Annotated in this window: 12 protein-coding genes; 5 read left to right on the top strand and 7 right to left on the bottom strand. The window is 48.9% G+C overall.

The window, feature by feature from the left end; all coding sequences use genetic code 11:
* Positions 1–94 precede the first annotated feature (94 nt).
* Both ACSR9A_RS28640 and cymR read right to left on the bottom strand, forming a co-directional pair.
* Positions 95–1,366 (bottom strand): Kelch repeat-containing protein, encoded by a 1,272-nt coding sequence (locus ACSR9A_RS28640; RefSeq protein ID WP_473761660.1) that lies wholly within the window; start codon positions 1,364–1,366, stop codon positions 95–97.
* 197 nt (positions 1,367–1,563) lie between these two features.
* Complete coding sequence (gene cymR, locus ACSR9A_RS28645; protein ID WP_341281803.1) at positions 1,564–1,983, bottom strand: cysteine metabolism transcriptional regulator CymR; 420 nt, start codon at positions 1,981–1,983, stop codon at positions 1,564–1,566.
* A gap of 218 nt (positions 1,984–2,201) precedes the next feature.
* Between cymR and mnmA the strand changes: the two genes are divergently transcribed.
* Positions 2,202–3,338 carry a tRNA 2-thiouridine(34) synthase MnmA gene (gene mnmA / locus ACSR9A_RS28650; protein ID WP_473761662.1) on the top strand — a complete coding sequence of 379 codons (1,137 nt, stop codon included), beginning with the start codon at positions 2,202–2,204 and terminating at the stop codon, positions 3,336–3,338.
* A 153-nt stretch (positions 3,339–3,491) separates the two neighbouring features.
* Here the strand turns inward: mnmA and ACSR9A_RS28655 are convergent, their stop codons facing one another.
* Positions 3,492–4,874 (bottom strand): hemolysin family protein, encoded by a 1,383-nt coding sequence (locus ACSR9A_RS28655; protein ID WP_473761663.1) that lies wholly within the window; start codon positions 4,872–4,874, stop codon positions 3,492–3,494.
* 270 nt (positions 4,875–5,144) lie between these two features.
* On the opposite strand from ACSR9A_RS28655, the gene ACSR9A_RS28660 reads away from it, so the two are divergent.
* A complete protein-coding gene (locus tag ACSR9A_RS28660) occupies positions 5,145–5,747 on the top strand; it encodes a copper resistance CopC family protein (protein ID WP_473761665.1) in 603 nt (200 codons plus the stop codon).
* Positions 5,744–6,829 carry a copper resistance D family protein gene (locus ACSR9A_RS28665; RefSeq protein WP_473761667.1) on the top strand — a complete coding sequence of 362 codons (1,086 nt, stop codon included), beginning with the start codon at positions 5,744–5,746 and terminating at the stop codon, positions 6,827–6,829. Before ACSR9A_RS28660 ends, ACSR9A_RS28665 begins: the two co-directional genes overlap by 4 nt.
* A gap of 93 nt (positions 6,830–6,922) precedes the next feature.
* Here ACSR9A_RS28665 and ACSR9A_RS28670 read toward each other — a convergent pair whose 3' ends face one another.
* Entirely contained in the window at positions 6,923–7,828 is a 906-nt protein-coding gene (locus ACSR9A_RS28670) for a fumarylacetoacetate hydrolase family protein (RefSeq protein ID WP_473761670.1), read from the bottom strand.
* Positions 7,829–8,521: 693 nt separating this feature from the next.
* A complete protein-coding gene (locus ACSR9A_RS28675; protein ID WP_473761672.1) occupies positions 8,522–9,841 on the bottom strand; it encodes a replication-associated recombination protein A in 1,320 nt (439 codons plus the stop codon).
* 318 nt (positions 9,842–10,159) lie between these two features.
* On the opposite strand from ACSR9A_RS28675, the gene ACSR9A_RS28680 reads away from it, so the two are divergent.
* Both ACSR9A_RS28680 and ACSR9A_RS28685 read left to right on the top strand, forming a co-directional pair.
* Positions 10,160–10,813, top strand: a complete 654-nt coding sequence (locus ACSR9A_RS28680; protein WP_473761674.1) for a FusB/FusC family EF-G-binding protein — start codon at positions 10,160–10,162, stop codon at positions 10,811–10,813.
* Between the two features lie 374 nt (positions 10,814–11,187).
* Positions 11,188–11,952, top strand: a complete 765-nt coding sequence (locus tag ACSR9A_RS28685; protein WP_473761676.1) for a response regulator transcription factor — start codon at positions 11,188–11,190, stop codon at positions 11,950–11,952.
* Between the two features lie 90 nt (positions 11,953–12,042).
* Here ACSR9A_RS28685 and ACSR9A_RS28690 read toward each other — a convergent pair whose 3' ends face one another.
* Complete coding sequence (locus ACSR9A_RS28690) at positions 12,043–12,798, bottom strand: tRNA threonylcarbamoyladenosine dehydratase (RefSeq protein ID WP_473761678.1); 756 nt, start codon at positions 12,796–12,798, stop codon at positions 12,043–12,045.
* 78 nt (positions 12,799–12,876) lie between these two features.
* The gene (aspS, locus tag ACSR9A_RS28695; protein WP_341281793.1) at positions 12,877–14,697 is read right to left on the bottom strand and encodes an aspartate--tRNA ligase; all 1,821 of its coding nucleotides are present in this window, start codon (positions 14,695–14,697) and stop codon (positions 12,877–12,879) included.
* Positions 14,698–14,730: the final 33 nt, after the last annotated feature.

Raw genomic sequence — 14,730 nt, forward strand, 5'->3', positions numbered from 1 at the left:
AGAAAGCAAAACCTTTGTTTCGTTTTATGCAGACGACAATGGCTCTAACAACACAACACGCCAGCCTCTCGGCTGGCGTGCATAGAATTGAAAATCAATATTCATTCACTTCGAAGAAAAGGATTTTATCAAAAATAACGTAATCCGTTCTGCTTTTATAGGGCCCCATATTCCAGGTTTTATTGAAGGTGTAGCGTTCTTTTCCAATGCCGCGATCCTTCCCGTCATACCAGTCAATAAAAGCATTCACCTCAGCCATGGACAGGTCATACTCTTTTTCGAGACCACTGGTCATCGTAATGATTAGAATAGCTCTGCCGTTTATATCCGGGGTTGGAGTAGGCGTCGGTGTCACTACAGGTGTCGGAGTAGGTGTTGGCTCCGGCGTTGGCGTCACCTCTGGCGTTGGAGTAGGAGTAGGCTCCGGGGTGTGAATGGAAAGCATTTCAACAACTTTTGATGGCGATTGATTTGAGACACCACCAATAACATAAATGTTGTTGTTTACAACAGCTGATACGTACTGCGTTCTTGTGCTATTCATATTGGTTACAGATTCTAAAATATTGGTCTCAAAGTTGTATTTACTCACCTTATTGTTGGACAGAACATAAACTTCACCATTCACAGCTACAACATTATTGTATGAATTCGAAACGTCTATCGTTGCTAATTTATTATAACTATCCGTTACGACATCATATTCGTATACAGCCTTGCCAGAGAACAGATATACTTTCCCATTTACTTGGACAACATCCATACCAGAAAGAGCCGCTGGAAGAGGATTTTTGTTGATCCATTTGTTAGTTTCAGGATTGAACATATGGACATGTGTCTGGAAAACATCATTATTATCAGATCCGCCAAATACGTAAAGATGATTATCAATTACTGCCGTCGCCGACCATGATCTCATACTAGGCATTTCTACTCCTGAGCTCCAGCTATTGGTAAGCGGATTATAAATCTCAACCGCTCTCGTTCTAACCGTATCACTACCATTATAAGCATAGCCGCCAATCACATATATTTTATCTTGGTACACAGTTGCTGAAAAAGCGGCTCTTGCAGTATTCATATCGGCCAGCCTTGTCCAGCTATCGTTAACAGGATCATATTTATATGTATGATTACTTGCTGTCCCGAAATAAGATTCCTTCCCAGTACCCGCCCCGCCAAAAACATAAATTTCTCCGTTATACTCTACAACAGCAGGCGACGATCTCGGTGAAGTAATGCTTTCTTTAATAGTCCACTCATAAGTCGTTTCTGCTGCTTCTGCTTTAGGGTTCAAGACCACACTTGTAACTACCATACTTAAAACCATTAAAAATAAACCTATTTTTTTGAATTTCCCAACCACATTCTCAGCTCCTAATTTTATTTTTATTAATTATATTATAAATAATTAAATATTAATAGTCTTTAATTAAAGAAAATAATGTAATATAATTAAGATTTTCAGATTTAATCACCCTTTTTAAGCAACAAAAAAAAGACCGGCGAATTAAATTTCAACCAGTCTGTCTAAATAGATGTTGAGTATAAAGTTTTCGGTATTTAAATATAAAACATATAGCTGTCTGCCTTACCCGGATCTTGGAAGCTGACCATGTCCTGAAGTGTGGTCGAATCTAATACGGAGGCGATGCCGTCGCGAATACGCAGCCACAGATCGCGCTTCGCCGGATCATCCTCTTCGGTAAAATCGACTGGGGAGATTGGCCCTTCCAGCACGCGGATCACATCACCAGCTGTAATATGCTCAGGCTCCTTGGACAAAATGTAGCCGCCATAGGCTCCACGAATACTTTTTACAAGTCCAGCGTTGCGAAGCGGCGCAACGAGCTGCTCCAAATAATGCTCGGACAAGCTATTGCGTTCAGCTATGCTTTTCAAAGAGATCGGTCCCTCGCCAAATTTCCCCGCAAGCTCCATCATTATCGTTAGGCCGTAACGGCCTTTGGTTGATATTTTCATAAAAGGGCACCTCGTTTTCATTAGTTGTGTTGCCTTGCGCACCCATGACTCGGTTTAAATCATGGTATTCCCATATAGCTTCTATGTTAGCATATAGTGCGTTCAACATGCGAGAAAAGCTTGTTATTCTTCTTAAAAAAGTTTTTTGTGCAGCGATAAATATATGCTACAATGAGAGATACTCGTTTTAGAGTTTGAATACAAGGCGGTGTAAGCAAATGGAAAAATCCAAACAAGAAACTAGAGTCGTTGTCGGCATGTCCGGCGGTGTAGACTCTTCCGTAACCGCACTGCTGCTTAAGCAGGAAGGTTATGATGTTGTCGGCATTTTCATGAAAAACTGGGATGATACCGATGAATTTGGTCACTGCACAGCAGAGGAAGACGCGGAAGACGTTCGCCGCGTATGCGACCAGATCGGCATTCCGTATTATACGGTTAATTTTGAGAAGCAATATTTCGATAAAGTATTCACTTATTTTCTAGATGAATACAAGCGCGGCCGTACGCCGAATCCCGACGTCATGTGCAACCGGGAAATCAAGTTCGGCGATTTTCTCAAAAAAGCGAATGAGCTAGGCGCCGACTATTTGGCGACAGGCCATTACGCGCGCGTAGAACGAACGCCGGATGGCGAAACGAAGCTGCTGCGCGGCGTGGACAGCAATAAAGACCAGACTTACTTCCTCAGTGCGCTGAACCAGAAGCAGCTCGCGAAGGCAATGTTCCCGATTGGCCATCTGCCGAAGCCAGAGGTAAGACGGATTGCTGAAGAGGCAGGCTTGTACACCGCGAAGAAAAAAGACAGCACCGGCGTCTGCTTCATCGGCGAGCGCAACTTCAAGGAATTTCTGAGCGGCTATTTGCCAGCCCAGAAAGGCGACATGGTCGACATTCGCAGCGGTGAAGTCAAGGGCAAGCATGACGGCCTGATGTATTATACGCTCGGACAGCGCCAAGGCCTTGGCATTGGCGGCTCCGGCAATGGCGAGCCTTGGTTCGTTGCGGACAAAGACCTTGAGCGCAACATTTTGTATGTGGTGCAAGGCGAGCAGCATCCGAGCATGTATTCGACTGGTCTAATCGCCAGCGGCATGAACTGGATTTCACCTCAGCAGCCGGAAGGTCCTTTTCGCTGCACGGCCAAGTTCCGCTACCGCCAAGCAGATCAGGGCGTTACCGTGACACCTGGCGCTGACGGAACAGCACATATTGTGTTCGATCAGCCGCAAAAGGCGATCACGCCAGGCCAAGCCGTCGTTCTCTATGATGGCGATGTTTGTCTTGCAGGCGGCACAATCGATATCGTAGAGAAGATTGAAGTCGACGAAGCGGCTTTCCTTGCCGCTCGTTAAGTATTTTTCAATTTGAATGGCTAGCAGTCAGCAGTCTTTGAAACATGAACTTCAGTCCCAAGCAAGCAGGGCAAGTTAAGGCAAGGCAAGGAACCTTTTCACTGATGGGCAGCGCCCGGAGGAGAAGGTTCCATTTTTATATGCACAGCGCCCTTATGTCCCTGTCCCCTTGCCGTCAGCATTTCCAGCGTCTCCCTTCAAATCCTCTTGCTCCTTGTCTGAAGGATAAGCAGCGAGCCGGCTCACGCGAATACGGGAAATGCGGTAATGATCCGTTTCCTCGATGACAAACTCGAAATGATTGGCTTCTTTTACACGATTGCCTTTGCGGGGCAGGTTTTCCAGTTGGGAATACATCCAGCCGCCAATCGTATCAAAGTTGTCACAGCTAATATTCGTGCCGAGGCAGCTGTTTACCTCCTCAATCAGCATCATCCCGCTAATCGAGTGGCTCCCTTCGCCGAGCTGCTCAATCATCGCTCGCTCCTCGTCAAACTCATCCTGAATTTCACCAACAATTTCCTCCATAATGTCTTCCAGCGTTACGATGCCTGATGTACCGCCATATTCATCTATTAAAATCGCAATTTGCGTTTTGCTCTCCTGCATTTGCCCAAGCAGCTCCCGTATGAAAATCGACTCCGGCACCGTCATAATTGGGCGCAAAATTTGCTCGATGTCGGTCAGCGTATGCTGCGCATCCTTCCATAAATCTTTGATATGGACAAAGCCGATAATATCATCCTTGTCGCTTTCACAGACGGGATAACGCGTATGCATTTCGGCAAGCGCCATCTGTTTATTTTCCGCAAGCGACAGCTGGGTGTACAAGCAGATGATCTCTCGCCTTGGAATCATAATTTCTCTCGCATGCGTTTCTGTAAATTTGAAAATATTATCAACAAGCAGCAGCTCCGTATGATGAATGTGTCCGAAACGCTGGCTTTCCTTGAGCAGCAGTCGAATGTCTTGACTGGAATATGCATGGGCTGTACCTGCGCCCACCCGGGCCTCACCATCCTGAACCATCCAGCTGGACAGTACGTCCAGCAGACGTGCCAACGGATACATGATTTTATGAAAATAAAACAGTGGTGCGGCCGCGAGCGCAACGACCCGCTTCGCACGATGTCCCGCAATGGCTTTCGGAACGAGTACGCCGCAAACGCTGTGCAGCACGGCAGCCAGCAGCAAAGCGGCTGCGACAGCGCACACTTCCGCTACGATTGGAGCGATGGGGACTCGCCCACTCATTCCAGTCAGCCATGAATCGAAGAGCAGGCGGAATGCCGGAATCCCCATCCAGCCCATCCCCAGCGACGCGAGTGTTATTCCAAGCTGGCATATGGTTAAATAAGTTTGAGGCTCACGCAGCATCGCAGCAGAAGCAGTTGCCCTTTTTGTTGAACGGCGCCCGCTCTGCAGCTTATGCAGCTGATCAGGCCGCAAACGCAGCATAGCCGTCTCCGCCGCTGTGAAAAAACCGTTAGCGAGCAATAACCCTGCAAACAGCACAAACTGAATCGTTTCACCCAATGCGGCTTCGCCTGCCCTGCCCCAGAATATGCTCCGGTGACGGTAGGCGCACCCCCTCGTCCATCTCTCGCCGTTTTTAAGTGACGGTAATTATGTTTATTCATCGTAGTCCGTACATTATTCAGCATAGACCTAGCGTTTTTTTGCAAAAGTTCATAAAGTCGCCTATAATTTGCCGCAGAGCAGGCCGTTTGTCACACCCCAATATCTGATATAATGCTAACAGCTTGCTACAACATACTTAAGCTTCAGCTTACAAGGAGGAACAATATGAAACGTTTTATTCTAATTATGCTGGCTGTTATTTGGCTAGTTCCCGGTGCCGTTTTTGCCCATTCCAAAATCGAGCAGGCCACACCTGCCGTAGACGAGACGGTAACCGCATCACCTGCTCAAATCTCACTTTCTTTCAATACGGATATCGAAAAGCTCAGTACATTCAAGCTTTTGAACGCGGCTGGCGAGCAAATTGCCACCGATGAAGTAACTGTAGACGGAAAAACGATGAGCGGTGCGGTTCCAACGGCGCTGGAGAACGGGATATACACGGTAAAATGGGCGATTATCGGCGCTGATGGCCATGCGATTGAGGGCGACTACAGCTTCACCGTCAACGCGCCGGAAGCTGCTGCAAGCGAGCAGCCTGCATCGGCATCCCCTTCGCCTGAAAGCACATCAACGCCTGAAGCTGCGGCAACCGAGTCGCCTGTCCTTGAAACGGCAAGCCCTGCGGCAAGCGTTGCTCCAACAGCAGATCCTGCAGCCCCTACGGAAGGAAAGGATAGCAGCTCCACAACGAGCGTGATCATTATTGTCGTTGTCATTCTGCTTATTGCCGTTATCGCTGCCGCTGCGAGAAGACGTAAAAAATGATTTATTTGAGCGAGACGCTTCTGTATGTTTGCTTTGCGTTGTTAATGGGCGCATTTACTTTGCGTCTCGTGCCGGAGGGCAAGCGTCCGCAGGTTGTTGTCCCTGATCGCTTGCTGCTGGCCTGCACGCTTGCTATCCCTGTGCTTTCGTTTGTTCCGCTTGATCAAACGGCACGTACTTTCGCCGCCGACTTTGAACTTAGCTATATGCAAATGATGAAAAGCCTGCTGCTTGATGCCGTAGCAGGCAAAGCCTTCGTGTGGACGCTGCTTAGCTCCCTCGGCCTGTCCGTCCTGCTCGCAATGAAATCCTTCCGGCAGGACCGCCATATGCCGAAGGTTGGGCTGTTCATAGCCTTGCTGCTGGCTGTATGGCTCGGTTATGCCAGCCATGCCTCAGCGCTCTATGGGCTGAAAGGGGTCGTCATTCACAGCGCCCATTTTATAGCCGTCACCATTTGGCTGGGCATTGTCGTTACGATAAGCTGGTTTTCGAAGGACGAAAACCATTGGGAGCCGTTTTTATCATGGTTTTCAACGCTCGCCTTCGGCTGTTTTTTCGTAACGATATCAGCGGGCATTACATTAATGACCTTTACGACACCAGAATATGTTAACGCCTGGATGCTGCCGTACGGGCAAATGCTGTTGATTAAGCATTTATTGCTGCTGCCGCTGCTGCTGCTCGCGTATACGAACAGCTTTGGCTACAAAAACAAGCTCAAGCAAGATGCCGCTTTCCGCCCGCTCCCTTGGTTAAAGGCAGAAAGCCTGATCGCCTTGCTGATTTTTATCGCCACAAGCGTGCTGGGCCAGCAGGCCCCGCCGCATGAGGTGAAGGAAACGCTGCAAACAACAGCACCATCTTCTTTGTTCACAACGATTTATAAAGGAAGCTTCAGCCCTGATATTACGCTTCATTTTTCGCTTGGACTTGATAGCTGGCTGCTGCTTGCATCAGCTGCTATTATGATTGTCGGCTTTTTCCGGATGTACCGCAGCAATTCGCTGATGCCTGCTTTTGCGATGGGAATGCTGGCTGCCGCATTTGGCTACGGCGCACTCATGTTTGCCATTGCGTAGAGCGATGGATCTCTGAAGCACTTATCGGTTTTATTGAAAAAAAGCAAGGACGCTGGCGGCATTAGCCTCGGCTTCCTTGCTTTTTTATACTGGTTATGATTCCAGAACCATTAGATTTGTCAAGCTACCAAGCTTTTCGATTTCGATCGTAACATGGTCCCCTGCCTTGAGATAGCTTTGCTTGTCCACCGGATAACCGAGCATGACGCCTTCAGGCGTACCCGTCAAGATGACATCGCCCGGCGACAGCGTCATATGGCGCGAAACATAGCTGACGATTTCCTTGCAGTTAAAAATCATATCGCTCGTGTTCGAGTGCTGGCGCACCTCGCCGTTTACGAAACATTTCATCTCCAGCTCATTCGGATTGCCTACCTCGTCCGCTGTTACGAGATAAGGGCCGAGCGGCGCAAATTTGTCGCACGTTTTGCCCAGCAGCCACTGGCCTGTCCGCATTTGCAAATCGCGAGCCGACAAATCATTGGCAGCGCAGTAGCCGAATACGTAGCTGAGCGCTTCCTCCTCCGTCACATGCTTCGCTTCTTTGCCAATGACAATCGCTAGCTCTGCCTCGTAATCCACCTTCTCGGAGGCAATAGGAAGCGGTACTTCTTCTCCATGGGCGGCGAGCGTATTGCTAAATTTGCTGAACAGAATCGGCACCTCGGGAATGGCCGCATTGGACTCCTCCGCATGCTTGCGGTAATTGAGGCCTATGCAAAGGATTTTGCCAGGGCTTGTCACAGCAGGGGCAAACACAAGCTCCGCTTCATCGAGAAATACCGGGCCAAGCTCAGCGGCACGGCTTAACGCTTCGTCCGCCAGACGGTGAAGGGCTTCAACGGCCTCCGCCCCGCCTTCAATGACCTGATGGATATTTTGAGGTACGGATGCACTGCCTTTACAAGCTACACTGGCTGCCGCCACATCGAGAATGCCTTGCTCCGTCTTTACTCCCAAACGCTCTGCACCTTGCTCCGTAAATGTTAACAGCTTCATAGGTTTATACAGCTCCTTTGTTTGGTGTTATTTTGTGGGATCCGGGTCGGCGGCCCAGAAAAAGGTTTCTGCCGTGTCATCTTGGTCGCACCCGCGTAAAGTGTAGACCTCATCCCCACGATCCGTCTGCTTCGTTCCTATTCCTTCGCAGATCGTGCTTGGCCTGCCTAAATCGGAGCCAAACGCTTTTTTAAGTACAGTGAAATAAAAAAATGAATGATGGATAGCGATGAGCACACAATAGAAATGGCTATATTCAAAAAGATATTCGAATAACTAGTAATAAAAGATATGACCACTATATTCAGGATATAGAATATAATCGCTATTGGAGCTATTGCCTCTGCTTTTTTCACTATTAATAGCAATAGTTGTACGAGTATAGAATAAAACATAAGAAAGAAACCAGGTAAAAAAAACAATATGGTTGTAATATCAGTAAAAAGCACGAACTCATTGTCATTGTAATTCGGGTAAAAAGACACCAGCCATAAAGAAACTAAAAAAGATACAAACAACCACATATAATATATTTTAAACACCTCAATATAATAATAAACCAAAGAGAAAAGAACAGGGAACGGGATACAACAGAGTCCACTCGACAAAGAGTTGTGGTTATCGCTTTGCAATTTGCCTGAGCCTCCATACGAAGGCCGGCATTAGAAGGTTTCCATCCTATCCTTCAAACGGCTATTTCTTCCCCTTCGGACGTTTCCGCAGCTCTTGGTTTTGCCGGATTTTATCCTCCATGCCCTGCTCGGATGCCTGATAAAAGCTCATTTCCCGCAGCTTGTCTGGCAAATATTGCTGCTGCACATAATGCCCCGGATAATCATGCGGGTACTTGTAGCCTTCGTGACCAAGCTGCGCCGAGCCTTTATAATGCGTATCGCGCAAATGCAGCGGCACTTCGGCTGCGCCCAGCCCCTCCATCATCGTCATCGCCTTGCCGATGGCCATCGCCGTTGCATTTGATTTTGGGCTTTCTACCGCGAACAAAATCGCTTGTGACACATTGTATTTCGCCTCCGGCCAGCCGATTTTGTGATAAGCATCCATCGCCGTTACCGCCTGCACCATCGCTTGCGGATTCGCAAGGCCAATGTCCTCGCTGCAAGCGACGATCAGCCGGCGGATAAACGTCATCGGGTCCATGCCAAGCTTCTCCACCGCGTACAAAAACCAGAACAGCGCTGCATCGCTGGAGCCGCGAATGCTTTTATGAAACGCTGACAGCACATCATATTGCGTCGATTGATCCGCTTTGACCGCACGGTTGCGTATCGATTCCTGCGCCACCTCCAGCGTAATATGTACCGAGCCGTCCGGCTCAGAAGGCGTTGTCACTGCGGCCAGCTCCAGTGCGTTCAAAGCGCGGCGAATGTCGCCGCCTGCCATATTCGCGATATGCGCCAGCGCCTCCTCGTCGCAGTGCAGCTCCATAAAGCCCAGCCCGCGGCTTTTATCCGCCAGCGCCCGCTTCATGGACTCCAGCGCATGCTGCGGACCGAGCGGCTCCAATTGAAACAGTGTCGAGCGTGACAGAAGCGCCCCATTTACATGGTGAAATGGATTTTCCGTCGTCGCGCCAATAAAAATGATGATGCCCTGCTCAACCGCTGGCAGCAGCGCATCTTGTCTTGCCGTGTTAAAGCGATGCACCTCGTCGAGGAACAAAATTGTTTTTTTGCCATACATCGTCTTGCTCAGACGGGCTTGCTCAATAACTTCGCGCACATCCTTCACCGAAGCGTCAACGGCGTTCAGCTTGACGAACTCGCCCGCTGTCCGCTTGGAAATAATGTTGGCAAGCGTCGTCTTGCCGCAGCCCGGCGGGCCGTACAGCAAAATGGACGACACCTGATCCCCTTCAATCGCCCGGCGCAGCAGCTTGTCCTCTCCAATGATATGCTCTTGCCCAATATATTCATCCAGCGTCTGCGGCCGCATGCGGTCGGCTAGCAGCCTCGCCCGCGGCGTCTCCGCTTCCTGATAAGAAAATAAATCCATATGCCTCACAACCTTCTTTTCTATTCCTATCGATCATAGCATATTCGCTTTTTATTGCGCCATGGGATTGGCTGTTGAGAAAGAAGGTTTTTTTGATTATAATAAACGGTAATTCATTGAAAAGGGGGTCGGTATGGATGGCAATACGAGATTGCCGGATTGGCACAGCCCACTGCAGAGCTTGTTTTAGAAGCGATACTTTGCAAGGGCGTACTCATAACTGATACGTTTTCTCCCAGCCACGCTTATGTCGTTTCTAATACTTGGCTTTGCACCTTATTTTCTGCATGATCAAAACAAATAAGGGGCTGAACCTAAATGCGTGAACCATTTATTAGAAACCATCAATATAATGAGATAAAAAAACAAGCCGGTATTTTGCAGCATGCGCTTGGCACGGTTGTCGATTTGAAAATTTTGGAGTCCGTTAAATATACGGCAGAATCTAAAATTATGGAGATGTTCCCAGGCGCCACCGCCGAGCAGAAGCAAATGCTTGAGGCCGTTTCAACGCTAAGGACGAAAGAGGATTTTGCCAAGTATTTGCGGGATCTGGAAGCCTATTTGACGGAGTTTCCAGCCATTACGGCCAAACAGATACAGAAGCTTTTTCCCAAAAATAAAAAGCTCAGGCTGCCCGATCTAGCCGCTATCGACTATCGCTATGTCACTTATTTAAGCTGGATTGATATTGCGAGCAATAAGCTGTTTATCGTTTATCCGGTAAATGGGCAGTTTGTTGGCGTCGAAGGCCGCTACAACCGGGCGAACAAGAAAAACTATTGCTTTGTGTGCAATCGGTTCGAGGAGCTTGCTTTATTTTCCGCCATAACGAAAAAAAGGCCCGCGGGCACATCACCCGACTACTACAAAGCCATCGGAAATTATATGTGCGCCAAAAGCGATGATTGCAATAAAAACATTACAGATACGACCGCACTGGAAAAGTTCATTGATGCGGTAATCGGATAATTTAAAGACGGGTTTACCTAAAGCGTGTATCGATATTCAATCGGTATGCGCTTTTTCATTTTGCTCATTACTGAAAAGCTGGCACAAAATAGGCTCCACCACAGGCACGGCTTTTGTCATATCGCTCCCCTATAGGGATGAATGCACTGCTGGATTTTAACACTTGCCAGTTTTTTGTGAAGCGCTTACAAAAAGTCTTTGACAAAACGTCCGCCTAGCAGCAAAATGAAAGCAGCAACGGTGCGCGTGAACTGCTGGATTTATTTTATTAGTCGTATGGCATACCTTTGGTCCTCAACTTTACAATTGCTCTGAAGGCGGGGCCGCTATTAGAATTGGTGGCAAACAAAACCGGCAAAGGGAGGCATTCGCTCATGGCTCAAGCAAACGTCATTAAAGTTGTTATTGCCGAAGACGAAGATATCATCCGAGGTACGCTGGTGCGCAAGCTCGAAGGTCTGGATCAGGCCATTCGAATTGTCGGCTCCGCCCAGGATGGCAAAGAAGCGCTCGAGCTTGTGAAGCGGGAGCAGCCGGATCTGCTCATTACCGATATTCGGATGCCCGTCATGGATGGCATTGAGCTCATTGGGTCCATCCACCGCTATTATCCACGCATGCGCAAAATTATTACAAGCGGCTTTGCGGATTTTGAATACGCGCGGCAAGCGATTCAGTACAATGTCATTGAATATTTGCTGAAACCGATTGCAACCTCTGAGCTTGCGCGGGTATACAATCGCGTAAAGACGCTAATTGAGGCGGAACGGACTGATTATAACCCCCCGGTGAAAAGCCTCCAGCCAAGCGGAGCGGACACGGATACGGATGAATTGGTGCAAATGGTGCAAGGCTTCATGCGCGAGCATTACAGGGAAAATCTCAGCCTGGAGCAAATTGCCCGCAGCTTCAATTTTACCGCCTCCCACTTGAGCAAAGTTTTTATGAAGCATACGGAGGAGTCCCCTTCCCGCTATTTGATGTCGCTGCGTATCCACGAAGCGAAATATTTGCTTCGCAATCATGCTCACCTGTCCGTTAAGGAAGTCGGGGAGCAGGTCGGCTATTGCGACCCGTTTTATTTCAGCCGCATCTTCAAGCAGATGACGGGCTTTACGCCGAAGGAGTTTCAGAAATAAGCATGCTTATTCAACAAAAAAACCAGAGCCCATGATATGCCTGTGCATATCCGCTCTGGTTTATTTTATTTGGCTGTAAGCCGGGCTTGCCTAGACTGTAATATCTGCCTTCGCCAGCAGATCCTGTACGACGACACTGACCATAATCAGTCCCGCCACTGGAGGAACAAATGCATTGCTCGCTGGCGGCTGCTGTGCCTTGCGAATTTCCGGCGCGTTCTCGGGCACGATGCGCTGCGTCACATCTTGACGCGGCTTCTTCGGCGTCTCCGAGGAGAACACAACCTTCACGCCTTTATGAATGCCTTCCTTGCGCAGTCTTTGCCGCACAACGCGGGCAATGGGATCGGTGTGGGTTTTGGAAATATCCACAACTTCAAATTTCGTCGGGTCCATTTTGTTAGCGGCGCCCATGCTCGAAATAATCGGAATTTTGCGCTCCAGGCACTGCTTGATCAAATGGATTTTGTACGAAATCGTATCGGAAGCATCGACCACATAATCAATCGGATATTCAAAAAATTTATCGAACGTCTCTTCCGTATAAAACATGCGCAGAGATACCGCGTCGCACTCTGGGTTAATGAGCTTAATGCGGTCGCGCATCAAGTCTGCCTTCGGCTCGCCAACGGTCGTCGTAAGCGCATGGATCTGGCGATTGACGTTTGTAATATCGACAACATCTTTATCGACCAAAATAATACGGCCTATGCCTGTACGGGCAAGCGCCTCAGCAGCAATGCCGCCCACGCCGCCGATACCAAGCACCGCTACCGTACTCCCTTTCATCAGCTCGAGGCCTTCCGGCCCGATTGCCAGCTCCGTGCGTGAAAATTGGTGCAGCATCTAAAAATCGCCGTCCCTTCCGTTATCTATTCCATGCATCTAGGGTGAGAAGGCGGGCAATTTCGCCCGCCCATTCCATTAAGCCTGTGGTGCTTGTGGCGCTTCTGGTGCTGCTCCTACTGGTGCAGGCTGTTTTGCAGGCTTAGGCACTGTACGGATATGAAGCTGCTCTAATTGGGATAGCTCAACCTCGGACGGCGCATTGCACAGCAGATCGGTTGCGTTCGCTGTTTTCGGGAATGCAATCGTTTCACGCAGGTTCGTGCGGCCAGCCAGCAGCATGATGAGACGGTCGAAGCCGAAAGCGATGCCGCCATGCGGAGGCGTACCGTATTCAAAAGCATCCAGCAGGTAACCGAAGTTCTGCTGTGCTGTTTCTGGCGACAAACCAAGCGCATTGAACATTTTCTCCTGTACTTCACGCTTGTAAATACGCATCGAGCCTCCGCCTACTTCATAGCCGTTCAGGACTATATCATAAGCTTGTGCGCGGATTTTGCCTGGATCTGTATCAAACAGGTGCAAATCATCCTCATGCGGACGTGTGAATGGATGATGCTCGGCTACATAACGCTGCGCATCCTCGTCCCAGCCAAGAAGCGGGAAGTCTACGACCCATACGAACTTAAATTTAGTGTCGTCGATCAAGCCAAGCTCGCGGCCCACTTTCAGGCGCAGATTGCCCATGACATCAACAACAACTTTTTGCTTGTCAGCAGAGAATGTAAGCAAGTCGCCATCTTCAACTTGAAGACGCTCAGTCAATGCCGCGATTTCCTCCGGTTTCAGGAACTTCACGATTGGACCGCGCCATTCGCCATCCTTCACCGTAATCCAAGCTAGGCCTTTACCGCCATAACGAGCAGCGAACGGCTGCAGATCGTCAAGCTCTTTACGGCTCCAGCCGCCACAGCCTTTAGCGTTGAATGCCTTCACGACGCCGCCGGATGCTGCTACGCTTGCGAATACCTTCACTTCGCTTGTCGCTACAATATCGGTAATATCTTGAATTTCCATGCCGAAGCGTAGGTCAGGCTTATCGGAGCCATATTTATTGATGGCATCTTCATACGTAATGCGTTGGAACGGAAGCGCAAGCTCCACGCCTACTGTCTCGCGGAACAATCTTGCAGCAAGCTGCTCCATCATGCCCAGCAATTGATCCTGCGACAGGAAGGAAGTTTCAATATCGACTTGTGTGAACTCAGGCTGACGGTCTGCGCGAAGATCCTCATCGCGGAAGCAGCGAGCGATTTGATAATAACGCTCAATGCCGCCGACCATTAGCAATTGCTTGAAAATTTGCGGCGATTGCGGCAGGGCAAAAAATTCGCCTTCATGCACGCGGCTTGGTACCAAATAATCACGGGCACCTTCTGGTGAGCTCTTGGTCAAAATTGGCGTTTCAACGTCAATAAAGCCTTCTCCGTCAAGGAAGTCGCGGAAAATCTTCGCTGCTTTCGAACGGAGCAGCAATGTTTTTTGCATTTCCGGACGACGCAGATCAAGGTAACGGTATTTCAAGCGCAGCGACTCGTCAACTTCGACGCCGTCTTCGATTGGGAATGGCGGTGTTTTTGCCGCGTTCATAATTTCGATTTTTTCAACGCGCACTTCGATTTCGCCTGTTTCCAGGTTCGCGTTAACGGTCTCTGGGTCACGCTCAACAACTGTGCCTTGAACAGCAAGTACAAACTCGTTGCGGGCACGGTCAGCAATCGCCAGCGCATCGCCGGAAAAATCAGGGTTAAATACCGTTTGCACAATACCTGTACGGTCGCGAAGATCAATAAACAATACGCCGCCTAGGTCACGACGACGCTGTACCCAGCCGTTCAAAATGACCGTTTGTCCAATATCGCTTTTCGTTAATTTTCCACATGGGTGTGTTTTCAACATAATGGTTATGCTCCTTTTATTTAAAAGATTTAG

It is taken from the genome of Paenibacillus sp. R-74696 (assembly GCF_055814915.1).

What these genes read in the sequence shown, in the direction of transcription:
- ACSR9A_RS28680 (WP_473761674.1), top strand. Translation starts at nt 10,160, where the DNA reads ATGCGTGAACCATTTATTAGAAACCATCAATATAATGAGATAAAAAAA.
- ACSR9A_RS28665 (WP_473761667.1), top strand. Translation starts at nt 5,744, where the DNA reads ATGATTTATTTGAGCGAGACGCTTCTGTATGTTTGCTTTGCGTTGTTA.
- ACSR9A_RS28690 (WP_473761678.1), bottom strand. Translation starts at nt 12,798, where the DNA reads ATGCTGCACCAATTTTCACGCACGGAGCTGGCAATCGGGCCGGAAGGC.
- aspS (WP_341281793.1), bottom strand. Translation starts at nt 14,697, where the DNA reads ATGTTGAAAACACACCCATGTGGAAAATTAACGAAAAGCGATATTGGA.
- cymR (WP_341281803.1), bottom strand. Translation starts at nt 1,983, where the DNA reads ATGAAAATATCAACCAAAGGCCGTTACGGCCTAACGATAATGATGGAG.
- ACSR9A_RS28675 (WP_473761672.1), bottom strand. Translation starts at nt 9,841, where the DNA reads ATGGATTTATTTTCTTATCAGGAAGCGGAGACGCCGCGGGCGAGGCTG.
- ACSR9A_RS28670 (WP_473761670.1), bottom strand. Translation starts at nt 7,828, where the DNA reads ATGAAGCTGTTAACATTTACGGAGCAAGGTGCAGAGCGTTTGGGAGTA.
- ACSR9A_RS28685 (WP_473761676.1), top strand. Translation starts at nt 11,188, where the DNA reads ATGGCTCAAGCAAACGTCATTAAAGTTGTTATTGCCGAAGACGAAGAT.
- ACSR9A_RS28660 (WP_473761665.1), top strand. Translation starts at nt 5,145, where the DNA reads ATGAAACGTTTTATTCTAATTATGCTGGCTGTTATTTGGCTAGTTCCC.
- mnmA (WP_473761662.1), top strand. Translation starts at nt 2,202, where the DNA reads ATGGAAAAATCCAAACAAGAAACTAGAGTCGTTGTCGGCATGTCCGGC.